This is a genomic window from Streptomyces sp. NPDC000594 (genome assembly GCF_040299965.1).
Taxonomy (GTDB): domain Bacteria; phylum Actinomycetota; class Actinomycetes; order Streptomycetales; family Streptomycetaceae; genus Streptomyces.
Genome location: NZ_JBEPCY010000006.1, coordinates 84,585 through 110,967 on the forward strand (window position 1 = coordinate 84,585; position 26,383 = coordinate 110,967).

A 26,383-nucleotide genomic window follows, 5' to 3' on the forward strand; every position below is an offset into this window, starting at 1 on the left:
GAAGGCGGGAGGGGCGGGAAGGCAGGGGCGGTCAGGGCTTCAGCGGGAGCCAGCCGCGGCGCACCGCGCGGACGCCCGCCTCGAAGCGGCTGCGCGCCTCCAGCCGCTCCATGAGGTCGCCCGCGATACGCCGGGCGGTGCGCGCGGAGACGCCGAGCCGCTTGGCGACCGACTCGTCCGTATGGCCGTCGGCCAGCAGCTGAAGGGCGACGGACTGCTGCGGGGTCAGCCCGTGCGGATCGCGGACGGTGGCCTCGGCGAGCGGCTGGGCCGCCGCCCAGGTGGCCTCGAAGAGGGCGCAGAGCGCCGTCAGCATGCCCTGGCCGGTGAGGACGACGGCCCCGGCCGCGGTGTTGTCGCTGCTGACCGGGATCACCGCGGTACGGCGGTCCACGATCAGCATCCGGGTCGGTAGCGCGGCCACCGTACGGACCTGTCCGCCCTGCTCCGCCAGCCAGTTGGCGTGCTCGATGGAGGGGCGGCTGTTACGGACGCTGTCGAGATAGACCGTCCGCATCCGCACCCCCCTCCCCAGGAGCTGTTCGTTCAGCGGCCGGGAGGAGGCGATGGCCGCCTCGGTGAGGACGGAGTCGGGCGAGAACGCCATCAGCTCCGCCTTCAGGTCCCGGGTCAGCGTGATCAGCCTGTCCCGTACGGCGTCGATGCCGACGAGCTGCTCCACCCCCGGGTGGGGGGTGGCGGGGCGCAGTTCCGCGTACTCGGATATCAGCTGGGCCGCCGCGGCCCGGGAGGCTTCGAGGCGCTGCTGCTCGGCGGCGATTTCCGCCTGGCGGCGGGCCATGAGGATCTCCATGCCGATGTCCGGCGAGACCACCCGCAGCCGTCCGGCGTTCTCGGCGGAGGCGCGGACCAGGGCCAGTTCGCTCAGCTCGTCCAGTGCCCGGCGCACCTCCTCCTCGCCGTCGCCGATCGCGTCGGCGAGGGCGGCCACCCCCGCCTCCGGGTGCAGCAGCATGGCGCGGTAGACGGATTCGGCCGCAGTACTCAGTCCCAGGCCCGTGAGCATGAGTCCCCCCCTTGGTTTCCACATGGTCGAGCGCTGTCGATCATCGCAGAAAGGGGCGCATATCTGCACAGAGCAAACACCTCGTCCACGTGATACGCACACGCGACCTCAGTGACGACCTCAGCCAGAACCTCAGTGGCGACCTCGGGCACGAGCAGCGGCGGCCACGACGACGGACACGATGGCGGACGCGGTTGTACGGACGCTTCCGGCCCTGGCCCGAACAGGCCACGGGAACGTGCGGGACGTGGTGGCTCCGGGGCCGGACCCTTGGTGCATGTACCTCGTCCACGCACGGTTCGAAACCGTGTTGCCGTCCCAAGTTCCCTGGGACATCAAGGAATTGAGCCGCTCCCTGCTTCTCCCCGCCGATCACGTGGAGCATCTGTCCGTGCACCGGCGGTCGGCCCGGCACTTCGTACTCGGCTTCTATCTGCTCGCCGGTTCGCTGGCGGAGGCGGAGACCCGGGCCGAGCGGGTGAGTCTGCGTCTGCTCGGTACGGGAGCGCTGCCGCCCGCCCGACTGCTCGCGGCCGAGGCGCCGCTGATGGTGCCCGAGGCGGTCCTGGGATTCGGAGCGCCGTAAAGGTGTAAAGCCGCAGAGCGGTAAAGGCGTAGAGCCGTAATGGCGTAAAGGCGTAGCGGGGGGGGGCGGCCCGGGGTGAACGGAACGGGGGCCGACGGGAGGGGCGGCGATGGCCGGAAGCGGCCGTCATGGCCGCAACCGTCCACGGCCTGTTCGGTCCACCCACATCCCCTTCTCACCCCGCTGAGCTGCGGCTTAGCTATGACTCACCGGAACGGGGAGCGCCAACCGCGGGGCGCCACCGGCCGGAGGACAGAGCCACCGGCCGTCGTCGTACGGCCCCCCGAGAGGACACCCGCAGCCATGAACACCACCCGTATCGCCAAGGCCGCCGCGGTCACCGCCTTCACCGCCTTCGTCGTCGCACTCGGCACTCCGGCCCTCGCCGCCACCGCCACCGCCGACGCCCGGGGATCGGCCGCAGTCACCGTTCAGGCCGCCGCCCACGACAAGGGTCTCGACGGCCCGGTCGTCGCCAAGCCGTACGACATGAGCTGGCAGTAAGCACCCGGCTTCGTCGACGCACCCACCGTCCCGAAACTTCCCAGGGGGAGACCGTGCCCGCCGTCCGTCATGCCCTCCGTGCCTCCACCGGCGCCCTGCTCTCCGGTGCCGTGGGTGCCGGACTGCTCACCGCCGCCACCTTCGCCGCCGCCCCGGCCGCCTCGGCCGCCCCCACGAGCACCACCTGTACCGGTACCGCCTCGGTGTACGGAGTCCTCGACGACGGCCGTATCACCTTCAGCGCGATCAACCCGGCGCGCGGCGATCTGACCCGGGTACGGGTCGGCCCCGACCTCGGCTTCACCCCCAAGGCCATGGCCACCCTCAACTTCAACACGGTGCTGGTGACCTCGACGGCGGGCGCGCTCTACCGGGTCGACGTCCGCACCAACAACACCACCCTGGAACTCGCCGGTGTGGAGAAGATCGCCGCCAGCGGCTGGACCCACGACAAGCTCACCTACGACGGACACGGCCATCTCTACGGCACCGCCGGCGGCACGCTGATCCAGTACCTGGTCTCGCAGGACAAGCCGCAGGGCTCGCAGCACATAGGCCAGCGCAAAGAGATAGGCAGCGGCTTCGTCCTCAAGACGCTCACCGCGGCCGGTGACGACCGGCTGCTCGCCACCACCGCCGCGGGCGCGCTCCACTCGTACAAGATCAACAGCAATGGCTCCTGGGACCGCGACGATCTGAAGGCCGACGGCTGGTCCGGCTTCGACCAGCTGGTCTCGCCGGGCGGCGGCCTCTACTACGGCCGGATGGGCACCACCGGCGCCCTGTACTGGTACAAGGACGCCAACCCCCAGGACGGCAGCGGTGCCGACATCACCTACCACAACGACGACCCGGTGAACACTGATGGCTGGTCGCAGAAGCTGCTCTCGGCCCAGCCGAACACCTTCAAGTGCACCACCACCACGACCCCCGAGACCGTCGACCGGGACAACATCGCCCAGGTCAAGGCCGCCGGCCGCAATCTGATGGCCGCGCGTGGCGCCTCTTGGAACACCGACACCCAGTGGAGCTGCCTGGAGCGGCTGTGGGAGAGGGAGAGCGGCTGGCGCTGGAACGCCGACAACCCGTCCTCCGCCGCGTACGGCATCCCGCAGGCCAACCCGGGTTCCAAGATGGGCCTCTTCGGCGCGGACTGGAAGACCAACCCGATCACCCAGATCAAGTGGGGTCTCTACTACATCGAGAACCGGTACGACACCCCCTGTGGCGCCTGGAACCACTTCCTGAACAACAACTGGTACTGAGCCACAAGAACCACCGGTACCGAGCCACGGCGGCTTGTCGCGGTGCCCGGACGCCCCCGGACGCACCCGGACGACACACCCGGGGTGACACCCCGAGCGACGCACCCGGGTGGCACGCGGAGCGACGCACCCGGGCGACGCACCCGGGTGACACCCCCGCCGCCGCCGCTCGTACCCCCTCCCCTCCTCACAGACCTCCGCCCGGCGCATCTCCGTCCGGGCTGCCCGAGAACTGGAGAACCAGCATGTTCGCGAAGTCCCAGAAGCTCCGTACCGCCGTCGCGGGTCTCGCCCTCTCGGCCGCGTCGCTCGGGCTGGTCACCGTCACCGGCGCACCGGCCACGGCGGCCCAGGTCTGCTCCGGCCAGGCCTCGGTCTACGGAATCCTGGAGGACGGCAGACTGACGTACTCCGCGATCAACACCAGCGGCGACCGCCTCAAGACCCTGATCGGCCCGGACCTCGGCTTCACCCCCAAGGCCATGGCCACCCTCAACTTCAACACCATCCTGGTCACCTCGACGGCGGGCGCGCTCTACCGGGTCGACGTCCGGACCAACAACACCGCCCTGGAGCTGTCCGGCGTCGAGAAGATCGCCGCCAGTGGCTGGACCCACGACAAGCTCACCTACGACGGGTACGGGCACCTCTACGGCACCACCGCCGCCGGAAACCTCCTCCAGTACCTGGTCTCGCAGGACAAGCCGCAGGGCTCCCAGCACATAGCCCAGCGCAAGGAGATAGGCACCGGGTTCGTCCTCAAGACCCTGACCGCCGTCGGCCAGGACCGGCTGCTGGCCACCGCCGCCGACGGACGCCTTCTCTCGTACAAGATCATCGGTAGCGCCTGGAAGCGCGACGACCTCAAGAACGACGGCTGGTCCGCCTTCGACCAGCTGGTCTCCTCGGGCGGCGGCTTCTACTTCGGCCGGATCCCGACCACCGGTGCCATGTACTGGTACAAGGACGGCAATGTCTCCGACGGCAAGGGCGGCGACATCGTCTACCACACCAACGACCCGGTGGACACGTCCGGCTGGACCCAGCGGCTGCTCTCCGCCGCCCCCGACACCACCACCTGCAAGCAGGTCAACACCCTCGGCCAGGACATCGCCGCGGACGCCAACCGCGAGGTCGGCAACAACTTCAACGACTTCGACTTCGTCCACGCCCGCGCCTGGTGCGCCGAGTTCGTGAAGTACATCTGGGCGGGCAACGGCGTCGACCACGCCCGTGAGGTGGACGCCCGCGCCGTCAGTCTCAAGGAGTACGGCCAGCGGCACGGCACCTACCGGACCGGCGCCCCCCGGCTCGGCGACGCGGTGCTGTACGACAAGGACGGCAATCTGAACGACGGCGAGGCCGACCACGTCAACATCGTGGTGGCGGTCTCGGCGGACGGCAAGCAGATCCAGACCGTCGGCGGCAACGAGAGCGGCCAGGTCTCCAAGTCGGGCTGGTTCAGCTGGGACACCGCCGCCAGCCCGGTCGGCGCGGGCCCCGTCCTCGCCTTTGTCTCGCCGAAGGGCTGAACCCCACCCGCGGTACGGGCCCCAACCCATCCGCCGCCGGTCAGCGGTCACCAGCCATCGGCTTCCCGGGAGCCGGCCCCCAACCGGCTCCCGACCGGCCCGCGTCGCCCCAGGCGGCGCGGGCCGGCGCCGTATGCGCGGACACAGGTGGGCCCGCCCGCCGACCGACAGAGGCCGGAGGTCAGAGGTCAGAGGCTAGGGGTCAGCGGCCAGGTGCTAGGGAGTGTCTTCAAAGTAGCGTCGTTCGCCCGGAGGGCGGGCCGGGCGGGGTCTGGTGCGTGCAATCGCAAGGCGGAGGAGGGAGTCCATGCGGTGGGGGCACCTCCCGGGCCGCCAGGCCCAGGGGGCCATCGGCGACCGACGACAACATCGCGAGTGTGCGTGCCAGGGCACGGCCGGCAGACGGGACTTTGAAGACACGACCTAGGACGCCCGGCACTCCAGCCGCATCTGTGCCGCCGCGTGATGGGCGCCCTCGCGGCCCTCGCCCCAGTCCCGGCCCCGGTCGAGGAGCCGGACGGTCACCTGCTCGTCGCTCACCCCGACCCGGCTGATCCGGAGGGCCTTGCCACGCTGTGCCACCTGGTCGACCGCGAAGCTCCGCAGCAGCCCGCCGCCCTGGGAACGAGCGGCCCGCACCTGGTAGACGGAGGGGTCGCCGGCCACATCCCGGCCCCGCTCGGCCCGGGGGACCACCACGGTCAGATCGCACCAGTGGAAACCGGAACCGACGTACCACGACCAGGCCACCCAGCCGCCGCCGTCGGAGTCATCATGGCCGGACATCGGCAGGGCGCTGAAACGGCCGTCGCAGCCGTCGCCCCGATGGCCACCGCTCCACCGTGTGTACCAGCCCTCGTCGCCGTCCTGGTAGCGGCCGTGCTCCTGGTAGCGGCCACCGCCCGAGCAGCCGGGCCCGGCCCAGGCCGTGTAGACCGGGCGCTGGACGTCCCGGCCGGTCCGCCCCGGCTCACGACCGCCCGCGCCCGCCGTGCCCGCCGTGCCGCCGGCGGACGGGGCCGTGGTGCCCGAGGCGGCCTCCCGGGACTTCCGGGGGTCGGGCGACGAGGAGCGCGCGGCGGAACCCGCGCCTCCGGCGGAACCCGCCGACTTGGTGGACTCGGTGGAGCGCCGCTCCCCGGCCCGGTCGCCCGCCCGGCCCGCGCCGGAGGAACCGGCCGGCGGTGAGGGTTCGATCCGCTGCGGTACGCCGCCCAGCCCGCCCAGGTCCCCCAGCTCGTCGGGGAGCAGCCCCGGCTCCCGGGGCGCCCCGTTCTCCTTGGACCGCGAGGACTCTCCGCCGCGCAGGGTCATCACGGAGGCGGCCAGTGCCAGCGCGGTCAGGACGATGCCGCCGACCAGCAGAATCCTTCCTGTACGGGAGAGCAGCGAGAGCCGTCCGAGGACGGTGTCCCGTGCCACCCAGCTCCCGCTCCCCTGACCGGCCGGGGTACCGCAGACCGGGCACCGCATTCCCGGCAGCGCGCCGCCGGGGCCACCGCATCGTTCGCACGCCATCTCACACCTGAACCACGTAGACCGACTGTTCGGTATGCCTGAGAAAACCGTGTCCACTATGCATGAGGAGTCGGTGGGCCGACAGGGGTTAACGGCGGTAAGCCCCTCGGGAGTTCACCGAAGGGCCGGAATCGTATACAGACGGTGATCGCCATGGCCGGAGACCATCGCACCGGCCGGGTGCCGCCGCCGGAGACCGTCGCACCGGCCCGGGCGCCATGGCCCGGGAGCGCCGTACCGGCCGGGCGCCGTCGCCGGGGAGCGCCGTAGCAGTGCCAGAGCCGGTGAGCCCGCAACAGCGCGACAGCCGGGGACCGCTCACGGTCGAGCGGTCCCCGGCTGTCATCGATCGCTACGGGGTGGTCTCCTGCCGCATCTCCTCCGGGCAGGGCGTCCCCCGCTGGAGGTCGTACGGAGCGGCCAGCCGGTACGTCCCCGCCCGGGGCGCCACCAGCTCGGTCCACTCGTCGCCCTCGGCGTCCGCCTCCAGCTTGATCAGACAGCCCGCCGGGTTGTCGAAGCTCTTGGCCGACCCCTCGGGCCGCTGCTTGGACTCCTCGGTCTCCCCGGGGCTCGCGACCTTGTCGCCCTTGTCGTCGACCAGGCCCAGCCAGGGCGAGTACGGGATCCTGATCCGTACCCGGCCCTGCTCCCGTACATGGATGCGGACCTCGCCCGCGGTCGCCTGCTCCACCGTCGCCGGCGGGTCGGCCATGGGTACGGGGTTGCGCACCTTGAAGAGAGCCCAGTTGGAGTCGCCCCAGATCTTCTCCAGATAGGGCAACCCGCCCTTGACCAGCTCGGCCTCCTGCTCCGCGCCGACATCCGGGTCGCCCTTGGGGAGAACGACATAGCGGACCGCCCACCGCTCCAGCCAGGCCCGGTAGTCCACCGAGGTCAGCGGGTTCTCCTGGTCATAGAAGATGGGGTTCCGCTTCATGTCGGCCTGACGGTTCCAGCCGCGCGCCAGATGGACGTACGGGGAGAGCGCGGACGCCTCCCGGTGGCTGCTGGCGGGGACGACCTCGACCCGGCCCTTCTCCGCGTCGACCTTCTGGAGCTGGTCGACCAGCGGGGCCAGCTCAAAGCTCCAGGAGGCGGTGGGGGCGGTACGGACGATGTCGTCCACGCCCTTGAAACCGACCCAGGCGTTCATCCCGATGAAGCCGACGACCAGGGCGTACCACTTCAGCGAGCGCGGCACCGTGTACGGCAGGACCGCCAGCAGCGCCACCCCGGCGAAGAGCATCGGCATCCGGGAGATGTTCGAGCCGATCTGGGAGTCTATGGCCCAGGCCAGGAAGACCCCGAGGGCGTAGACGGCGGAGGCCACCCGGACCGTCCGCCACTCCTTCGGTACGAGGACGGCCACCAGGACGCCGTAGACGAAGGGCAGCGAGGACGAGGCCAGCGACATGGGCTGGGTCCCCGAGAAGGGGAACAGCCATGACGAGAGGCCGACCACCGCGACCGGCGGGAGTCCGATGGCGTACGCGCCGGGTCTGCGTCCGTTGAGGAAGAGCGCGGCGGCCACGACCCCGAGGAAGAGCCCGGCGACCGGGCTGGAGGCGGTGGCGAGCGCGGCGAGCGGCGCCACGACGGCCCCCTTCGCCCAGCGCCGGTGACGCCAGCGGTGCGGCCAGGAGAAGAGGGCGGCGACCGCGGCGACCGCGAACATCATGCCGAGGCCGAAGGTGACCCGGCCCGAGAGCGCGTTGCAGAGGAAGGCGAAGGCCCCGGCGAGCGCGCAGGCCAGCGGGTTGCGGACGGCCCGCAGCCGGACCAGGATCAGCGCGGTCAGGGCGGCCGAGACGGTCCCCGCGACCATCATGGTGGACCGCACCCCGATGAGGGACATCAGATACGGCGACACCACGCTGTACGAGACGGGGTGCATCCCGCCGTACCAGGCGAGGTTGTACGCCGACCCGGGGTGCTGGCCCACGAACTCGGCCCAGGCGTCCTGGGCGGCCAGATCGCCGCCGCTGTTGGCGAGGAAGAAGAACCACAGCAGATGGGCGACGGCGGCGACCACCGTCGTCACCAGTACGGGGCGGCGGGAGAGCCGGTCCCAGACATCCGCGAGCGCGCGGGCGGCGCCGCCCGCTCTCCGTCCGGGCCCGTCGTCCGGCTCCGGTATTCGGGACCCGGCCGACCCGGTGGCGCCGACTGCGGAGCCAGTGGGTCCGGTACGGATGCTGTGGCCGTCCGTACGGACCGGCTCAGCGGTACTCACTGCGGTCTCTCCCCGTCGTCTGTCCGGCCTCTGCCCGGCGTGTCCGTCGTCTTCTGTCGCTGTCGGTCTCCGGACCGGCCTCGACCCGAAGCCGGACCGGCTGCCCGGTCCTGGTCCCCGCGACGCCTTCCGCGCCGGACGGCGCCCTTCGGAGAAGGACGCCGTGCGGGTGCGGCCGGGTTGCCCGGAACTGTCCGGACGCTAACACGAGGGCGCCCCGGCAGGGACGCCCTCGTGTTCCGTACGGCCGGTGATGGCTCAGCCGACCCGGGTCAGCTTCTCCATGAGACCGGGCTCCAGGAGGTCCCGCTGGAGCGCGACCGGTGCGGTCAGCCGGCCCTCGCCGGTGCCGACCGAGATCCGGCCGACGACATCGCCCCGCTTCCCGGTACCGGGGACGGCCTTGTCGCCGTTGTCGATCGCTATCTCGACCTTGTGTCCCGGCCAGCCGACCGCCTTGAGGTCCTTGGTGGCGACCACGGGGGTGGTGCCGCCCAGGCCGTCCTCGACCCGGCCGACGACCTCACCCTTCTTGATCACGACAGCGGAGGTGAGGGAGGACTGGGCCTTCTTGATCACCCGGGCGCTGTGGTCCATGGCCTTGATCAGCCGGTCCCGCAGCTTCTCCGCCTTCTGGATACCGAAGGTGGCCCCGTACACCCGGTGCACCCGGCCGTCGACCACGGCATTGGCCGACCAGAGGAAGTTGCCGCCCGCGGGGGTGGACGAACCGGTCTTGATCCCGCCGACGCCGTCCTGGAGCAGGACCCGGTCGGCGGTGTTGTAGCGGATGCCGGAGATGCCGGGAACGGTGATCTGGGTGGTGTTGACGATCTCCCGGAAGACCTCGTTCTTCATCACCGCCTCGGCCAGCTTGACCTGGTCCAGCGGGGTGGAGACGGTTGTCTTGTTCAGACCGCTGGGGTCGGTGTAGACGGTGTCCTTCATCCCCAGCTCCTCGGCGGCGGCGTTCATCTTCGCCACGAACGCCTTCTCGGAGCCCGCGTCCCAGCGCGCCAGCAGCCGGGCCACATTGTTGGCGGAGCGGACCATCACCAGTTCGAGCAGCTGACGCTGGGTGTACTCCATCCCGGCGGGCACGGGCTCGACGGACTCCGAGTCCTTGCGCTCCTCGTACTCGTCGGCGGTCCGCTGGTCTATCGCGATCTTCGGACCCTTCTGCTTGCCGCGCAGGGGGTGCTCCTGAAGGATCACATAGGCGGTCATCGCCTTGGTGACACTGGCGATCGGCTTCGGCTTGAGCGTGCCGTAGGTGGCGACCGTGCCGACGCCGTCCACGGCGACCGCGCCCTGGCCGTCCTTCGGGAACCCCAGGTCGATCGCGCCGCCCTTGAAGGTGAAGGCGGACTCCGCGGTCAGCCGCAGCTCCGTCCCGGGGAGCGGTCGCACCACCTGGGCGACCCCGAGGACGATCAGCAGAACGATCACCAGGGGGGTCCAGATCTTGACCCGGCGGGCCGCGGTGCGCAGCGGGGTGTCGGGGGTGTTCGTCAGCTGGGCGAGCAGATCGAGCGGGGGCATCGGCTGCTGACGGGTGCGCTCGGCCTCGGCGGCGGCGGCTCCGGGGACCACGGGTCCCGCGGGAGCGGCGGAGGCCGCCACCGAGCCGGGGCCGTCACCCCCGCCGGGACCGTCGGACGCACGGCCCTTGCCGGGAGCGTCGGTCGTACGGTCCTTGCCGGGGGCGTCGGCCGCAGGCTTTCCGGGGGCGGTCGCGGTACCGGCGGCGGCCGGTGTTTCGTTCCTGCTCCAGGACGGGCGCGGGATGTCCTCGTCGGTACGCAGGGGTACGAAGGTGCTGGTCCGCTCGGTGGACTTCTCCTCGGCCGCGGCCCCGGCCGAACCGGCGGCCCCGGCCTTGGCGGCGGAGACCTTCGCGGGGGCGGATTCGGTACGGGGAGCGGGCGGCTTGCGCAGCGCGGTGGTGGGCTGGTCGACGGCGGGACGGGAGTCCTTGCCGGGAGCCTCCTTGCCGGAGGTGTCCTTGCCCGGGGTGTCCTGCTCCGAGGTGCCCTTGCCCTGGTCCCGGGAGGGCTTGCCCGGGAAGGCCTTGTCGCGGATGGGGGTGAGCAGTGCGGTGGGGTGGTCGGTGACGGGCTCCCGGTCCTTGTCGGAGGCCTCGGGGTCGTCACCGGTCGCGTCGGCCGTGTCAGCCGTGTCGGCGTCGGCCTCGGGCTTCTTCTCGGCCTTCGCAGATGCGACGGGCTCCTCGGCGGACCCCTCGGCCGGCTCGTCGTCCCGGCCCTGGTGCTCGTCCGGGCCGTCCGCGTCGTCCTCGTGCTCGTCCGCGCGCTCATCCCGTACCTGCGGCAGCGCGGTCGTCTCCGCCGCGTCCGCCACGTCCGCCGCGTTCACCGCGGGCAGGAGAGCGGTCCGCTCGGCCGGCACCTCCGGCAGCTCGGCGGTCACATCCGCCGCGCCCTTCGGCCCGTCCGGTTCCGGGTCACCGTCGTCGCCCGCGCGGCCGGCGCCCCTGGAGTCCTCGGCATCCGGAGCGCCCTGGGACCCCGCGGACTTCTCGGCGTTCTCGGCGTCGTCGGCGTTCGCGGCGCCCTCGGAGTCATCCTGCGCGTCGTCCTTCGAGGACTTCGGGGAATCCGGGGACTTCGAGGACTTCGGGGACTCCGGCTCGTCATCCGCGGAGGCCACCCACGCCGCCACGGCCGACCGCAGCGCGCGGTCGTTCTCCACCGAGCCCGTCTCCGTACCCGCTTCACGAACGCGCGGACCGGACGCCCCCGGCCCGTCCCCGTCGGCGGTGTCCTTCCCCTCCGACTCCCGCTCCGGCAGGGCCGGAAGCTTGAAGACCGCCGTCGGCTGGTCCGGCTCCAAGGGCCGCGGCCGGCCCGCCATGGCGAGCCTCGGGTCCCGTTCGCCCTGAGCCGACTCCCCCGGCGACTTCCGCTGCTCCGACCTGTCGGGGGACTCGCCCGCCACCGTGCCTCCTCCATGAGTCATGCGCCGCAGCCATACGTACGCACTTGCGGACGCCGATTACCGGCAGCCCGTGTTGTCCGAACCATCTATCAGTGTCCTGTGTGAGAGCACGGCCCCTGCCTCTAGACGAGAACGACATACCTATCGGTTCCCATACAAAGCACTCAGGCACTCTCGACAGACCAATGTGAGAGGCGTCACCCTGTCATTCATCCACGCGGGGAGGCATGGATGGGCAGGAGCCGCAGAACACTTCCGGAGGAGCTTCTGCTGCTCGCTCTGGACCCGACCACGGGTACCACAGCGCAGCCGCAGTCGCTCGACCTCGGCCTTGCCGGAGCCCAGCTAGTGGAGCTGGCTCTGGCAGGACGGATAGCCCCAGACGGGGATCGTATCGCCGTGGTGATGCCACGGCCGACCGGAGATCCGACACTGGACTCCGCACTGGAGCTGTTGCGCAGACGCGGCAGCCCGGTTCGGGCGGTCCACTGGATCGGCGGGCCCCGACTGGGGCTGCGTCAGATCTACCTCGCTCACCTGGAACGATGCGGCATGGTGCATGCCGTGGCGGGCCAGATGTGCGGGGTGCTGCCGACGACTCGCTATCAGGCGACGGACACGGCGATCAGCCGGGACATCCGTACCCGGCTGGACAGTGCGATCCGAACCGGCGTACCGCCGGACCCGAGGACCGCCGCACTGGCCGCGCTGGCCCATGCGGTAGGCCTCGGCAAGCATCTCTACCCCGGTAACGAGGGGCGTTCCTCACGGTCCCGGCTGCGGGATCTGATCCGGCACGACCCCATGGGCGGTCTGGTGGCACACGCCGTCATGGACGTTCAGAACGGTGTCGCCGCGCAGCCGCGCCGCGCGCCCGCGCCGAGTGGCCGACAGCCGGCCGTCTCGATGCAGGCCCGCCGTGGCGGCATGGCCCGGGTCGCGGCCCACTGAGCCGCGACCGCGACCGCGCGCCGTTTCTCGTTCCACCCCACACATCCTGGGCCCGGATTCCCGTACCGAAGCGTGTCATGACGCCTTTGTGGGACCGTGGATCGCAGGACCGCACATCGTAGGACCGACCGCCCGATCGTAGGGAGGCAGCCGTCGCGCCGCCTCCGTACGGTCGGGCGGTGATCCGTGCGGTCGGGATCCGTACGGCCGGGCGGCGATACGAGCGCCCGTACGAGAATTCCCCCGAGGGGTGCGGCGGATGATGTCATGAATGTGCTCCGTGTGGCGATTCCACAGCGCGCCCCGGCCGTTTGGTGGCAGTCTGCTGAGCAGTACATACGCTCAGACAAACAGCCGGAGGTGCAGTTTCCGTGGCGTCCAACGTCAATCCCACCGTCAGGAGACGCCGATTGGGCCTGGAGCTGCGCCGGCTCCGTGAGCTGAAAGGCATGACCGCCGAAGAGGTGGCCGAACGCCTCCTGGTGTCACAGTCGAAGATCAGTCGCCTGGAGAACGGCCGTCGGTCGATCAGCCAGCGCGATGTCCGCGATCTGTGCGGAGTCTACGAGGTGGACGACCACCGCATCGTCGACTCGCTGATGCAAATGGCCAAGGACTCACGGCAGCAGGGCTGGTGGCATGCCTTCGGCGATATCCCCTACAGCGTCTACATCGGGCTGGAGACCGACGCGGCCAGCCTTCGGGTCTATGAGCCGCAGGTGGTTCCCGGGCTGCTCCAGACCCGTCCGTACGCCGAGGCGCTGATCGCGGGAGCCCTCCCGGAGAGCGGTGCGGCGGACATCGAGAAGCGGGTCAGCGTACGCATGCGCCGCCAGGACCGGGTGCACGCGGAGGAGCTTCCGCTGCGGCTGTGGGCGGTGGTGGACGAAGCGGCGCTCCACCGGATCGTGGGCGCCAAGGCGCTGATGCGAGAACAGCTGGAGTATCTGATCGAGCTGTCCCGGCTGCCCCATGTCACGGTGCAGGTGCTGCCGTTCGACATGGGAGCACATCCGGGCATCAACGGTCAGTACGCGATCCTTGAGTTTCCGGACGCGACCGATTCCAGTGTGGTCTATATCGAAGGTGTGACCAGTGACCTCTATCTGGAGAAGGCCAACGATGTACACAAGTACACCGTCATGTACGAACATCTGCGTGCGCAGGCGCTGAATGCTGACCAGTCCCGGGCTTTCATCGAGAACATCGCCAAGCGGTACACGATGCCCTGAGATGTACCGGTGCGGGACCTGTGGCGGCGATAACGGCGGAAACGGCTTCACCGGCGGTAATCAGCCGGGTCGGTGAGCGAGGGGCGCAAGGTACACCCCTGCACCGACTTGCGGAAGAGCCCTCTGGAATATGCCATCCGACCGGGTGAAGGCACGCCTCATGGGGCAGTGGTGACGAGTAGCGTCCAGCACGTCACGCACCGGCAAAATCGTTGGTGCACTCACCTCACTCGTGGAAGCGGAGCGGAAATGGCACTCATCGAAGGCGCCACGGAGTCCTGGACGAAGTCCTCGTACTCCGGGGGCAACGGGGCTTGCGTGGAAGTCAAGTCTCCCGTCACCCGGGCGATTTCGGTCCGGGACTCCAAGGTCCCGACGGGCCCGGAGATCACCTTTGTCCCCGGCTCGTGGAACGCGTTCGTGAACACGGTGGCCCGGAGCGCGTTCGACCTCGGCTGAGCCACACCGGGTCGTACGCGCCTTGGGCGCGGTTGGTGACAGAGCCCTCTCGACCGGTCCGCCGTCCTGGCCGAGAGGGTTCGCACCTCAGCGCAGTTGATCCACATAGCGGTCCGTCCCCGGCACGGTCGGGATGAACGGCGCCACCAGCTCCACCCGCCCGAGGCCGGAGGCCGCGACCTCCTCGCCGAGCCCGCCGAAGGCCGGCTCCCATCCCTCCCTCGGGTCCTCCTCCAGGAACCACAGCAGGGTCAGCCGGGTGTCCACCCCCGCCACCTGCGGCACATAGCTCATCCGGTCCACCGGCAGCGGTGTCGGACGGAAGACCGTCACCAGCGCCGCGCCCGCCGCCGGGCCCGCCAGGCGCTTGGGCAGCTGCCGACTCCGCAGCCACTCCAGCAGCTCCGCCCGCTCCCCGGGGCCCGCCGCGTCCACGACCTGGAGCACCAGCCCCCGATACGGATGGTCCAGCGCGTGCCGGTCCCGGGGTCCGGCGGCGCCGTCCCGGTAGACCGTGGCCTCATGGTCCTGGAACGAGGTGAACACATGGGTACGGGCCCGATGGACCCGGCCGTCCCGGTTGAGCCGTCGGTTGATCGCCACCGTCCAGCGCATATGGTCGTCGTAACGGCCCTCGGTGAGCCAGTAGACGGAGAGATAGCACCCCTCGGTCACCGGCCGGGCCACCGCCGACTCCTCGGGGAAGCGCAGCTCACGCAGCTCCCGGGTGGCGACCCAGCGGCGCCCCGCGCAGATCCAGGGCATGGCCATCGCGCCCGCGTAGAAGTGGTCGTCCTCGTACCAGCGGTTGTACGCGTACTCATGGCCGGGATGCGGTTCGACCAGGGTGATCAGGGCATGGCCCGGGTGCGCCCCATACGGCCCCACCGCCGCCAGCTCGGCATAGAGCCCGCTGCGGGTGTCCTCACTCATCGGCCCCGGCTCCCTTCCGCTCGCCGTCCCCGTCGGCCTACCCTGCCCACTCTGACGGATCGTCAGATACGGCGCCAGAGCGGGGAGGACATCCCGATGACAACACTGCGGGAGCGGACCGTGGTCGTATCGGGCGCGGGCCCGGGGCTGGGCGCGCGGGTCGTGGCGGCGGTGCTGCGGGAGGGCGGGAACGCCGTGCTCGGCGCCCGGGACGGGGAGCGGCTGGCGCGCTCGGCCGCCGCACTGGACCCCGGTGGGGAGCGGACCGCCCACCGGGCGGTCGACATCACCGACGAAGCACAGTGCGCGGCCCTGGCGGAACTGGCCGGGGAACGGTTCGGGCGGATCGACGCGGTGGTGCATGTCGCCGCCCGGGACCAGCTGATCGGCGGGCTGGCCGACGCCGACCTGGACGGGTGGCGGGAGGTGCTGGAGGTCAATCTGCTGGGGACCCTGCGGATGACCCGGGCCTGTCTGCCCGCGCTGCGGGAGCGCGGCGGCTCGGTGGTGATCATCGGCTCGCAGTCCTCGGCGGCGGGTCCCGGCCGGGTCCTCCAGACCGGGTACGCCGCCTCGAAGGGGGCGCTGACCTCGGCGATGTACTCCCTCGCCCGGGAGCTGGGCCCGGACCGGATCCGGGTGAACTCGGTGGTGCCCGGCTGGATGTGGGGCCCTCGGGTACGGGCGTACACCCGGGCCGTCGCCCGCCGTGAGGGGGTGCCGGAGAGCGAGGTACTGACCCGGCTGTGCGAGCGGATGGCCCTGCCGGAGCTGGCCACGGACGAGGATGTGGCCGAGGCGGTGGTCTTTCTCGCCTCCGATCGCGCGCGGGCGATCACGGGCCAGTCGCTGCTGGTGAACGCGGGCGAACTGATGCGATGACCCCGCCCCCACCGCCCGCCGCCCCCCTCCGGTCCCGTCTTCCGGTCCCGCCCGCCGCTCCACCCGCTGGCCCACCGCCGTCCCGCCTGTCCGCCTGTCCTGTCCGCCTGACGAAGTGCCCGCTCATCGTGGGTGCCCCGGCGGGGAAGGGACAACAACCCCGTGGGTCAAGAAGAAGCAAAATCGTTCTGCTTTCTGATCCTTGTTCACATACTTGACCGACATCCTCTTGACCCGCCCCTGCCGGAAGGAGTTCAATCCCGGCACGTCCCCATCCCGCACGGGGGCACCGCCACGCTGACGTCTGACGGAGTGCACTGCCGGTCGTTCACAAGGCGGACCCCAGGAGGGGGCAGATGAACAGTCTCGACTGGACCGTGCTCATCGGCTACTTCGGTGTGATGGTCGCGATCGGTCTCTGGTCGCACAAACGCGTGGACAACGTCAGCGACTTCTTCACCGCCGGCGGCAAGATGCCCTGGTGGCTGTCGGGCATTTCGCACCATATGTCCGGCTACAGCGCGGTGATGTTCACCGGGTACGCGGGCATCGCCTACACCTACGGGGTCACCTCCTTCGTCACCTGGTCCCTCCCCATCGCCATCGGGATCTTCATCGGCTCCAAACTCTTCGCCCCCCGGCTGAACCGGCTCCGCTCACGGCTCCATGTGGCCTCCCCGCTGGAGTATCTGAAGAACCGGTACAACCTCAAGACCCAGCAGGCACTGGCCTGGTCGGGGCTGCTGCTGAAGATCGTGGACGTCGGGGCCAAATGGGCGGCCATCGCCACCCTGCTCTCCGTCTTCACCGGGATCTCGCTCAACCAGGGCATCCTGATCACCGGTGTGATCACCGGTATCTACTGCACCATCGGCGGCCTCTGGGCCGATGCCCTCACCGAACTCGGCCAGTTCATCATCCAGTTGCTGGCCGGGCTCGCGATGCTCTTCGCCGTCATGAACGAACTGGACGGCTTCTCCACGCTGTGGACCGTCTGGGACGAACCGGAACTCCAGGGCCATGCCGAGCCCACCGCCGGTCCCTACACCGTGACCTTCCTCCTCGCCTTCCTCTTCATCAAGACCTTCGAATACAACGGCGGGATGTGGAACCAGGCCCAGCGGTACATGGCCACCCCCAACGCCCGGGAGGCCACCCGCTCGGCACGGCTCTCCGCACTGCTCTGGTTCGTCTGGCCCCTGGTCCTCTTCTTCCCCATGTGGTGCGCGCCGCTGCTGGTGACATCGGAGAAACCGGACGCCTCCGACAGCTACGCCCTGATGACCGAACAACTCCTGCCGCACGGTCTGCTCGGTCTGGTCATCGTGGGCTTCTTCTCCCACACCATGGCCATGTGCTCCTCCGACGCCAACGCCATCGCCGCCGTCTTCACCCGGGACATCGCCCCGGTGCTCTCCCGGAAGGCACGCGGCTGGAGCGACGGCGCGGCCCTGCTGGCGGCCCGCTGGTCCACCATCGCCTTCCTCGCCCTCTCCATGGCGGTGGCCACCCAGGTCAACTCGCCGACCTTCAAGGACATCATCACCGTCGTCATCAAATGGGTCGCCGGTCTGATGGGACCGATCGCCATTCCGTTCATGCTGGGGATGCTCCGCACCTTCCGCCGGTCGGGCCCGACGGCGGCGCTCACCAGCTGGGGCCTGGGGCTGATCGCCTTCTTCCTGGTCAACTATGAGCTGGACGGCAGCCAGCGCACCGATGTCGCCCTCCAGTACCAGGTCTCCGTACCCCTGGCGATCTCGCTGGTGCTCTTCATCCTCCTCGGGCTCATCCGGCCGGAGGACACCCCGGAGCGGGACGCGCTGATCGACCGGATCAACTCGGACGGGGACGGCGGGGACGGCGCGGCGGCTCCGGCTCCCGTGGCTCCGGCGGTCCCCCCGCAGCGGAAGCGGAAGCGGGTGGAGCGGCCAAAGGAGCGCTGAGCCGGCCGACCGGGACCTGGATCGTGAGGCCGGGCGGCAGCAGAGGAGCCACCGCCGCCCGGGCCTCCTCCGTGTTGAGCAGGAGCGCGCGGAGCCGGGGAAGGGCGCCGAGCCACTCCCATTCGGCGGGCAGCCAGCCGTCGAGCCAGAGATGGGTGGTCCGCTCCCGGTCCAGGTGCCCGGTCAGGGAGCGGGTCGGTATGGACAGGGGCAGATGGATCCGCTCCCGGCCGCCCAGCTCCCGCAGCGCCCGCAGATCCGCCTCGTCCACGGCGGTGAAATAGAGCCGGTCGGGGTGGAGATGGGCGATGATCTCCCGGGCGTACCGCGCGCGGTCGAACCGGTGCCAGGACCACACCAGCTGGCTGCGGACGGTGAGCGCGGGGTGGTCGCGGAAGCGGGCGAGCACCGGCAGTGCGGCATCCGTCCCGATGATGGCGGCCGTCGCCGCCGTCCACTCCGCCTGCTCGTCGGTGAGCCCCTCGGGCCCGGGGAGCAGTCCGAGGACCAGCGGGCCGCCGCACTGGGCGAGGACCCGGCCCGCCTTCGCGCTCTTCGGGGGGAGCAGGCCCCGGGTCACCCCGACGACCTGCTCCCGGACGCCCGGCGCGATCTCCGTGGCCTGCTCCAGCGAGGCGAGGGCCAGCAGCGCACGGCGCAGACTGCCGGTGAACTCCGGGTCGTGCCGGACATAGTCGACGGGCTCCACCGGGCCCAGCTCCGCGACCAGCCCGCGCAGGATCCGCTCCCGCTCGGCCGGGCGGCCCAGCGCCACCGCCATCCGCACCACGTCCTCCCACTGGTCGCGGCCGGCATGGGCGAGCAGCAGCGGGAAGTCGCCCTCCTCGACCAGGGCCTTCGCGCCCAGATAGTCCTGGAAGGTGCGGTGCACGAAGTCGACCCGGCCCTCGGCGGGCTCCCGCAGCAGCCCCGAGCGCTCCAGCAGATGGCTCAGCACCCGGCCGGCGGGGGCGCCGACATGGGGCATGTACTCCAGCGCGCGGGCGAGCTGGGCCTCGGCGTCGGCACGGTCCATCTCGGCGGTGTCGTTGCGGATCATCCAGTGGGCGAGCTTCTGGAGCAGCAGGACCTGGGTCTCGTACGAGAGGCGCAGCGCGTCGGCGACACCGCGCTCCAGGTCCCGGCGCTCCAGCAGCATCCGCAGCCCGGCCTCGTACAGCTCCTTGCGGCTGTGCGGGAGGAAGCCGTGCCGCTCCCGGTGGAGGGCGCAGAGCAGTCCGCACATGAGGGGGTTGACGGCGAGACGGCCCAGGTCGGTGCTGGTCCGCACGGCGGTGAGCAGGGCGTCGGCCAGCTCGGGGGCGGCGTCGGCGGCGGTGTGCCAGCGGTGGACGAAGCGGCTCACGTCGTCATGGGAGAGGGTGGCGAGGCTCAGCTCGGTGAAGCCCTCGGCGGCGAGCCAGTCCCCCTCGACGGCGGAGGGGCGGGCGGTGACCAGCCAGAGATTGCCGGGGAAGTCGCCGATCAGCTCGCGCAGCCAGCGGCGGACGGTCCGGCGGTCGCGGTCCGGGATCTCGTCCACCCCGTCGACCAGGACCAGGGCCCTGCCCGCGGTGAGGACGCGGTCCGCCCAGCCGGGTGGCTGGGCACCGGCGACGGCGCTGCGGACGGCGTGCAGAAAGCCGTCGGGGGTGGGCGGGGCGCCGTCCCGCAGGACCCGGCGCAGGGGCAGGACGAAGGGGATCCGGCCGACGAGGTGGTGGAGGTGGTCGCCGAACTCCTCGTACCGCTGGCGGGCGGCGGTCACGGCGAGCCACTGGACGAGGGTGGTCTTGCCGGAGCCCGCGCCGCCGCGCAGCAGGACCCGGTCGTGGCCGCGGAGGGCGCGGTCGGCGGGGAGCGGGACCGAGCCGCTGTCCATGGCCTCCAGGGAGACATAGGCGGTGTCGAGCCGCCACTCGCGGGCCTGGTGCAGATCGAGCCCGTGGATCGTCAGCTCGCTGTGTCTTCGGGCGATGTGCTCGGTGTACCGGGCCTCGAAGCGGGCGTCCTCGGCGAGCCGGGAGGGGACGCGCTCCAGCAGCAGATCGGTGAGGGTGACGAGGCGTTCGAGGGTGCGGGTCTGTTCGGTGAGGGTCCGGGGGACGAAGGAGGACCGCTGGGTGAAGTGGTTGAGGATGTGCAGCCCGGCGGTGTGCAGCAGGGGGGTGTAGTACGGCTCGGCGGCGGCGGAGAGATGCGCGGGGCGGGCGAGGCGGGCGGTGAACGCCTCGGGGCCGAGGCGGACGGCCTGGACATCGTCCATGTCGAGGTCGCCGAGGCTGTGGAGGGCGATGGTGAGGGCGTCGGCCAGCTCCCGGCGGGTGGCTTCGGCGGGGGCCTCGTGCGGGCCGTACGCCTCGGCGGCGCGGTCCACCAGCTCGGCGGCGAGGCGGGCCAGCTCGGGGGCGCCGAGGGGGCGGTGCTCGCCTCGGAAGGAGACGAGGCCGGAGATGCGGACGGGGCGGTCGACGAGGTGGGCGCCGTCGGAAGGGGGGAGGAAGAGCTTGCGGATGAGGGGGGCGGCGAGGGTGGACGCGAGGCGGAGGGTGAGGGTGGTGGCATCCATGCGGCGATCGTAGGCGCGATGCCTTGACCCTGCGGGAGCCTGTGGATAACTCTGTCGGGCCCGCGCCCGACGCCCCGAGTCGCTCACTTTCAGCCGGTTGGGGGTCCCCCCGGACGAAGTCTGGGGGAGATTGAGGACGGACCTCGGCACCGAGTCTGCTCGGGCAGACGTCGGGGCCAGCCCCGAACCCCGCTCCTCAATCGCCGGAGGGGCTGAATTTGCCGGAGGGGCTGGGTTTTCGGAAGGTGCTGAGTTTCGGGAGGGTCAGGCTCGGGGGTAGCGGGTGAGCCAGGCGGGGGTTGCGGTGGTGGGGGTGTGGAGGGCGGGGCCCTGGGTCATTTCGATGGCGAAGTCGTCGGCGAGGGCGAGGAGGGTGGGGCGGCCCTCCAGTTCGCAGAGCCAGGCCGGGGGGAGGGCGGTCTCACCGTGGAGGGCGCCGAGGAGGGCGCCGGTGAGGGCGCCGGTGATGGCGGACGGGCCGTCGTGGTTGACGGCGAGGCGGAGGCCATGGCGGACGTCCTCGCTGACGAGGGCGGCGTAGACGGCGACGGCGAGGTCGTCCTCGGCATGGCGGCCGTCGCCGCTCATGGCCCGGAGCGCGGTGATCCGCTCCGGGCCCGGCACCCCTTCGCGTACCGCTGCGAGCGCGGCGGTCAGGCCGTCGGTGACCGGCTGGTGGCCGGGGCGGGTGCCCACCAGGGCGAGGGCCCGCTGGACGCCGGTCTCCAGGGTCTCGCCCCGGGCGAGGCCATGGACGATGACGGCGAGGGCACCCGCCGAGAGACAGGCGGTGGGGTGGCCATGGGTCTGCGCGGCGCATTCCAGGGCAAGCTGGCACACCAGCTGCGGCTCCCAGCCGACGAGCAGCCCGAAGGGGGCGGAGCGGGCGAGGGCGCCGCCGTCGCGGGCCGTGGGGTTCTTGGGCCTGTCCAGCGTGCCCATGGTGTCGTCGCCGAGCCCCAGCAGGCTGGCGCGGGGGGCGTCCCGGCGGCTGTAGAGCCACTCCTCGCGGGCGAGCCAGCCGTTGTCCTCACGGCGCTCGTCGGGGCCCCAGTCGCGCTGGGTGGCCGCCCAGCGGAGATAGGCGCGGTGCACATCGGTGGGCGGGTGCCAGGCGCCGGTGTCCCGGCGGACCTGGGCGCGGATCAGGCCGTCGACGGTGAAGAGGGTGAGCTGGGTGACGGCGGTGACGGCACCCCGGCGGCCATGGGCGGGGGTGAGGTCGGTGACCCCGGCGGGGCCGTGCGCCTGCTCGATCGCCGCCAGCGGCAGCGGGTCGATCCCCGCCCCGAGCGCGTCGCCGAGCGCGGCTCCGAGGAGGGCGCCGCGTACCCGGGCCCGGAAGTCCTGTTGTTCGGTGCGCCCCCAGACGGCCGTCGCTGCTGTGCTCACCGTGCGCCCCTCCCTGGACGTGGTAGCTGGTGTGGCCGGTGCGGACCGCGGTGCCGAGCCCTCCGGGACCGTCCGGCCGGGGCAGCACTGTAATCGAACAGCGGCGGCCGGGACCGGGGCCGGTGGTCAGTGGTGGTCAGCGCACGACGACTATCTCGCTGCCGACGACGGTGAAGTCCCAGATCCGGTCGCCGTCGGCGGTACGGACCCGTATCGCGCCGGTCTGCTTTCCGGGTACGGGCTTGGGGGACGAACCGTCCACGGCTGCGGAGAAGGCGATGGGCAGCCCTTCCTTGGAGCCGGAGAAGTAGACGATGTTCTCCACGGAGACGCCGTCGTTGCCGGTGATGGACGGGGTGCGGTCGGTGACCCGGTGGGTGCCGAGGGCCGGTTCCACATTGCCGGGCCAGACGGTGAAGGTGGCGATCGGCTTGGACTGGTGGTCCACCAGCCAGACCCGGTCCTGGCCGAGGGAGTACACCACCCGCTTGCCGGTGCCGGAGTCCTTCGGGACGGCCGGGGGGCCGTCCGGGCGCTTGCCCTTCCCGGCGGGGTCGCCGGTGGCTTCGCCGCTGGGGGCGGGCTTGCGGACCGCCGCGTTCTCCGGGGCGTTCTGGCCCGCCTGGACCGCGAGCAGCAGGACTCCGACGAGCGCCGCGGAGGTGAGCCCGGTCACCAGAGCCGCGGACGAGATCTGACGGGCCATCGGGGGTATGTCTCCTCAGCGCGCTCTCCCGCCCCCGGGCGGGGGCCGTCCGGCAGGCAGCTTATCGGTCTGTCCGTCCGGGCCCCGGATCGCCTCCGGGGCCGGACGGCACGGATACGGATACGGGTACCCGCCCCGGCCGGATCACCGGGCCCGGCCGGGGTGCCCGCTCACTCCGTCACCAGGGGCAACAGCTCCGGAAGCTGTCCGTCCGAGGCGTGGGCGGTCCGGATCCGCTCCTCGGGCACCTCGCCGTAGAGCGTGGTCCTCGGCTTCGCCGGGCGCCCGGCCAGCTCGGCGATGGCGACCAGATCCTTGATCGAGCGGTACGAGCCGTACCGGGATCCCGCCATCCGGGAGATGGTCTCCTCCATCAGCGTCCCGCCCAGGTCGTTCGCGCCGGAACGGAGCATCTCCGCCGCACCCTCCGCACCCAGCTTCACCCAGCTTGTCTGGATATTGGTGATATGCGGGTGGAGCAGCAGCCGGGCCATCGCCGTCACCGCCCGGTTGTCCCGGTCGGTCGGGCCCGGCCGGGCGATGCCCGCGAGATACACCGGGGCGTTGGTGTGGATGAACGGCAGGGTGACGAACTCGGTGAAACCACCCGTCTCCTGCTGGATCCGGGCGAGCGTCCGGAGATGCCCGAGCCAGTGCCGGGGCTGGTCCACATGCCCGTACATCATCGTGGACGAGGAGCGCAGACCCAGCCGGTGCGCGGTGGAGATCACCTCGATCCAGGTGGCGGCCGGCAGCTTCCCCTTGGTGAGCACCCAGCGGACCTCGTCGTCCAGGATCTCGGCGGCGGTGCCGGGGACCGAGTCGAGCCCCGCCTCCTTCGCCGCCGTCAGCCACTCCTCGATGGACAGCCCGGTGCGGGAGGCGCCGTTGACCACCTCCATCGGGGAGAAGGCGTGCACATGCATCCCGGGGACGCGCGCCTTGACCGCGCGGGCGATGTCGAAGTACGCCGTGCCGGGGAGATCGGGATGGATACCGCCCTGCATGCACACCTCGACCGCGCCCACCTCCCACGCCTGCTCGGCCCGGTCGGCGACCTGGTCCAGGGAGAGGGTGTACGCGTCGGCGTCCGTACGCCGCTGGGCGAAGGCGCAGAAACGGCAGCCGGTGTAGCAGACATTGGTGAAGTTGATGTTCCGGGTGACCACATAGGTGATGTCGTCGCCCACCACCGAGCGGCGCAGCTCGTCCGCGATCCGGGTGAGCGCGTCCAGCGCCGGGCCGTCGGCGTGCAGCAGCGCCAGCGCCTCGTCGTCGGTGAGCCGGGTCGGGTCGTCGGCGGCGGTCGACAGCGCCTGGCGCACATCGGTGTCGATGCGCTGCGGCACCATCCCGGGGGCCGCCGCCTCCCGCAGCGCCTCCCAGTCCCCGTACACCGCGTCGAAGTCGGCCCGCCGGTCGCCGGTGCGGCCCTCGGTGTCGATGGTGCGGTGCAGATCGGTACGCCCGGACGCACCGAACCCCTCGTCCGGCTCCTGCCAGGGCAGCCCGGCGGGGAGCGCCCCGGGATCGGCGAGACCGGTGGCCGGATCGGCCAGCGCCCGCACATGCGGCAGCAGCCGGGGGTCCAGCCAGGGCTCGCCGCGCTGGATGAACTCCGGATAGACACAGAGCCGCTCGGCCAGCCGGAACCCGGCGGCGGCCGAGTGCGCCGCCAGCTCCTCGATCTGCGGCCAGGGCCGCTCCGGGTTCACATGGTCGGGGGTGAGCGGGGAGACCCCGCCCCAGTCGTCGATGCCCGCGCCGATCAGCCGCGCGTACTCCGCGTCCACCAGATTGGGCGGCGCCTGGAGGCAGCCGGAGGGGCCCATCAGATGCCGGGCCACGGCGACGGTGGCCACCAGCTCGTCCAGCTCCGCGTCGGGCATGCCGCGCATCGCGGTGTCCGGCTTGGCGCGGAAGTTCTGGAGGATCAGCTCCTGGACACCGTGGTAGGCGCGGGAGACCCGGCGGAGCGCGAACAGCGCGTCGGCGCGCTCCTCATAGGTCTCGCCGATGCCGATGAGCAGACCGCTGGTGAAGGGGACGGAGCTGCGCCCGGCGTCCTCCAGGACCCGCAGCCGCACGGCGGGTTCCTTGTCCGGGGAGCCGTAGTGGGGGCCGCCGGGCTCGCTCCACAGCCGGGTGGCGGTGGTCTCCAGCATCATCCCCATGGACGGGGCGACCGGCTTGAGCCGCTGGAAGTCGGTCCAGCTCATGACGCCGGGGTTGAGATGGGGCAGCAGCCCGGTCTCCTCCAGGATGCGGATCGCCATCGCCCGCACATAGGCGATGGTGTCGTCGTACCCCTCGGCCTCCAGCCACTCACGGGCCTCGGGCCAGCGGTCCTCCGGCTTGTCCCCCAGCGTGATCAGGGCCTCCTTGCAGCCCATCTCGGCGCCCCGGCGGGCGATGGCCAGCACCTCGTCCGGCGACATGAACATCCCGTGGCCGGCGCGGCGCAGCTTGCCGGGGACGGTGGCGAAGGTGCAGTAGTGGCACTTGTCCCGGCAGAGCCGGGTGAGCGGGATGAAGACGCTCTTCGAGTACGTGATGACCCCGGGGCGCCCCGCCGCTTCGAGCCCGGCGTCCCGCACCCGCGCGGCGGACCGACACAGATCCTCCAGATCGCTTCCGCGTGCCTGGAGCAGCACCGTCGCCTCGGTGACATCGAGGGCGACGCCGTCCCTGGCCCGCTTCAGGGCGCGGCGCATGGCGTTCTCGGTCGGGGGCGCGGGTACGTGGTCCGTCATGGAACCGAGCATACGTACTGATCGGAGCGGTGGGGCGGGGCAGAATCAGCCTGTGGACAACCCCATCACCCCAGTGTTGCGGCTGGATGAAATCCGGTCCGTCCCAACCCCCTGCGACCCGTGTGTTCCCCGTGCGTGGAGCGGGGGCGCGGGCCCGGCCGTCGTCCTGCTGCACGGCGGGGGCCCCGACCACCACAGCCTGCTGCCGCTGGCCGGCCGGCTCGGCGCGGGCCGCACGGTGGTGCTCCCCGACATCCGGGGCTTCGGCCGCTCGGTCTGCGCCCATGAGGAACACCACACCTGGTCCCGGTATGCCGCCGATGTCGTGGCGCTGCTGGACCGGCTGGAAGTGGAACGGGCGGTGCTCGCCGGTACGGGACTGGGTTCCACCATCGCCCTGCGGACGGCGCTGGAGCACCCCGCGCGGGTCCGGGCGGTGGCCGCCATCAGCCCCGAGGACATCGAGGACGACGCGGCGAAGGAGGCGGAGCGGGTCTTCTTCGAGGAGTTCGCGGCGAGGGTCCGCGCGGGCGGCGTCGCGGCGGGGTGGGAGCCGGTGCTTCCGCGGCTCCATCCGCTGATCGGGAATCTCGTCCGGGAGGCGGTCCCGCGCGCCGACGCGGGGAGCCTGGCGGCCTTCTGCGCGATCGGGCGCGACCGGGCGTTCCGCTCCGTCGACTCGCTCGCGGGCATCACCGCGCCGGTCCTGATCGTGCCCGGGGCCGATGTCCGCCATCCCACGGCCCTGGCCGAGCGGATGGCGGCGGCGCTGCCCCGGGGACGGTGCCACCCGGTCCCGCTCCCGTCCGGTATCCGGACGGCCCGGGAATTGGCGGTGGCGATGGGCCCGGTGATGGCAGACTTCCTGGCCGGAGCGGGGTCCTGACGGCCCGCCGGTAACGCTCCACCGCCGGTTCCGCCGGCGCGATCCTGG

At 71.5% G+C, this 26,383-nt stretch carries 19 protein-coding genes; 10 read left to right on the forward strand and 9 right to left on the reverse strand.

Features of this window, described 5'->3' with window-relative positions; genetic code table 11:
- Window positions 1-31 precede the first annotated feature (31 nt).
- Complete coding sequence (locus tag ABT354_RS11670) at window positions 32-1,027, reverse strand: LuxR C-terminal-related transcriptional regulator (protein ID WP_351492161.1); 996 nt, start codon at window positions 1,025-1,027, stop codon at window positions 32-34.
- A 277-nt stretch (window positions 1,028-1,304) separates the two neighbouring features.
- Here ABT354_RS11670 and ABT354_RS11675 point away from each other — a divergent pair, with 277 nt between their 5' ends.
- The 4 genes from ABT354_RS11675 to ABT354_RS11690 all read left to right on the forward strand — a co-directional run bounded on the left by ABT354_RS11675 (window position 1,305) and on the right by ABT354_RS11690 (window position 4,914).
- Window positions 1,305-1,613 (forward strand): hypothetical protein, encoded by a 309-nt coding sequence (locus tag ABT354_RS11675; RefSeq protein WP_351492164.1) that lies wholly within the window; start codon window positions 1,305-1,307, stop codon window positions 1,611-1,613.
- Window positions 1,614-1,916: 303 nt separating this feature from the next.
- Window positions 1,917-2,117: a hypothetical protein gene (locus tag ABT354_RS11680; RefSeq protein WP_351492166.1), complete on the forward strand. Its 201-nt coding sequence runs from the start codon at window positions 1,917-1,919 to the stop codon at window positions 2,115-2,117.
- Window positions 2,118-2,170: 53 nt separating this feature from the next.
- On the forward strand, window positions 2,171-3,382 hold the full coding sequence (locus ABT354_RS11685; RefSeq protein ID WP_351492169.1) for an aggregation-promoting factor C-terminal-like domain-containing protein: 1,212 nt from the start codon (window positions 2,171-2,173) through the stop codon (window positions 3,380-3,382).
- Window positions 3,383-3,627: 245 nt separating this feature from the next.
- Window positions 3,628-4,914, forward strand: a complete 1,287-nt coding sequence (locus tag ABT354_RS11690) for a CHAP domain-containing protein (protein ID WP_351492171.1) — start codon at window positions 3,628-3,630, stop codon at window positions 4,912-4,914.
- Between the two features lie 423 nt (window positions 4,915-5,337).
- Here ABT354_RS11690 and ABT354_RS11695 read toward each other — a convergent pair whose 3' ends face one another.
- The 3 genes from ABT354_RS11695 to ABT354_RS11705 form a co-directional block, all read right to left on the reverse strand.
- Window positions 5,338-6,336 (reverse strand): adhesin, encoded by a 999-nt coding sequence (locus tag ABT354_RS11695; protein WP_351492174.1) that lies wholly within the window; start codon window positions 6,334-6,336, stop codon window positions 5,338-5,340.
- 448 nt (window positions 6,337-6,784) lie between these two features.
- Window positions 6,785-8,668 carry a DUF8823 domain-containing protein gene (locus ABT354_RS11700; protein WP_502983390.1) on the reverse strand — a complete coding sequence of 628 codons (1,884 nt, stop codon included), beginning with the start codon at window positions 8,666-8,668 and terminating at the stop codon, window positions 6,785-6,787.
- A 258-nt stretch (window positions 8,669-8,926) separates the two neighbouring features.
- Window positions 8,927-11,626: a D-alanyl-D-alanine carboxypeptidase gene (locus ABT354_RS11705; protein WP_351492176.1), complete on the reverse strand. Its 2,700-nt coding sequence runs from the start codon at window positions 11,624-11,626 to the stop codon at window positions 8,927-8,929.
- 231 nt (window positions 11,627-11,857) lie between these two features.
- Here ABT354_RS11705 and ABT354_RS11710 point away from each other — a divergent pair, with 231 nt between their 5' ends.
- From ABT354_RS11710 to ABT354_RS11720, 3 genes are all read left to right on the forward strand, one after another.
- Window positions 11,858-12,577, forward strand: coding sequence for a GOLPH3/VPS74 family protein (locus ABT354_RS11710; RefSeq protein WP_351492178.1), 720 nt, complete (start codon window positions 11,858-11,860; stop codon window positions 12,575-12,577).
- 371 nt (window positions 12,578-12,948) lie between these two features.
- On the forward strand, window positions 12,949-13,809 hold the full coding sequence (locus ABT354_RS11715) for a helix-turn-helix domain-containing protein (RefSeq protein ID WP_351492180.1): 861 nt from the start codon (window positions 12,949-12,951) through the stop codon (window positions 13,807-13,809).
- A gap of 249 nt (window positions 13,810-14,058) precedes the next feature.
- Window positions 14,059-14,268: a DUF397 domain-containing protein gene (locus ABT354_RS11720; RefSeq protein WP_351492182.1), complete on the forward strand. Its 210-nt coding sequence runs from the start codon at window positions 14,059-14,061 to the stop codon at window positions 14,266-14,268.
- 87 nt (window positions 14,269-14,355) lie between these two features.
- Here the strand turns inward: ABT354_RS11720 and ABT354_RS11725 are convergent, their stop codons facing one another.
- Window positions 14,356-15,201: a hypothetical protein gene (locus ABT354_RS11725; protein WP_351492184.1), complete on the reverse strand. Its 846-nt coding sequence runs from the start codon at window positions 15,199-15,201 to the stop codon at window positions 14,356-14,358.
- 96 nt (window positions 15,202-15,297) lie between these two features.
- Here ABT354_RS11725 and ABT354_RS11730 point away from each other — a divergent pair, with 96 nt between their 5' ends.
- Window positions 15,298-16,083 (forward strand): SDR family oxidoreductase, encoded by a 786-nt coding sequence (locus ABT354_RS11730; protein ID WP_351492186.1) that lies wholly within the window; start codon window positions 15,298-15,300, stop codon window positions 16,081-16,083.
- A 356-nt stretch (window positions 16,084-16,439) separates the two neighbouring features.
- Window positions 16,440-18,029, forward strand: a complete 1,590-nt coding sequence (locus ABT354_RS11735; RefSeq protein ID WP_351492188.1) for a sodium:solute symporter family protein — start codon at window positions 16,440-16,442, stop codon at window positions 18,027-18,029.
- Here ABT354_RS11735 and ABT354_RS11740 read toward each other — a convergent pair.
- From ABT354_RS11740 to ABT354_RS11755, 4 genes are all read right to left on the reverse strand, one after another.
- Window positions 17,920-20,598, reverse strand: coding sequence for an NACHT domain-containing protein (locus ABT354_RS11740; protein ID WP_351492190.1), 2,679 nt, complete (start codon window positions 20,596-20,598; stop codon window positions 17,920-17,922). The genes ABT354_RS11735 and ABT354_RS11740 overlap by 110 nt on opposite strands.
- Window positions 20,599-20,862: 264 nt before the next feature.
- Entirely contained in the window at window positions 20,863-21,990 is a 1,128-nt protein-coding gene (locus ABT354_RS11745; protein WP_351492192.1) for an ADP-ribosylglycohydrolase family protein, read from the reverse strand.
- 136 nt (window positions 21,991-22,126) lie between these two features.
- A complete protein-coding gene (locus ABT354_RS11750; RefSeq protein WP_351492194.1) occupies window positions 22,127-22,696 on the reverse strand; it encodes a hypothetical protein in 570 nt (189 codons plus the stop codon).
- A gap of 170 nt (window positions 22,697-22,866) precedes the next feature.
- Window positions 22,867-25,449, reverse strand: a complete 2,583-nt coding sequence (locus tag ABT354_RS11755; RefSeq protein ID WP_351492196.1) for a bifunctional FO biosynthesis protein CofGH — start codon at window positions 25,447-25,449, stop codon at window positions 22,867-22,869.
- 52 nt (window positions 25,450-25,501) lie between these two features.
- Between ABT354_RS11755 and ABT354_RS11760 the strand changes: the two genes are divergently transcribed.
- Window positions 25,502-26,335: an alpha/beta fold hydrolase gene (locus tag ABT354_RS11760; protein ID WP_351492198.1), complete on the forward strand. Its 834-nt coding sequence runs from the start codon at window positions 25,502-25,504 to the stop codon at window positions 26,333-26,335.
- Window positions 26,336-26,383 lie beyond the last annotated feature (48 nt).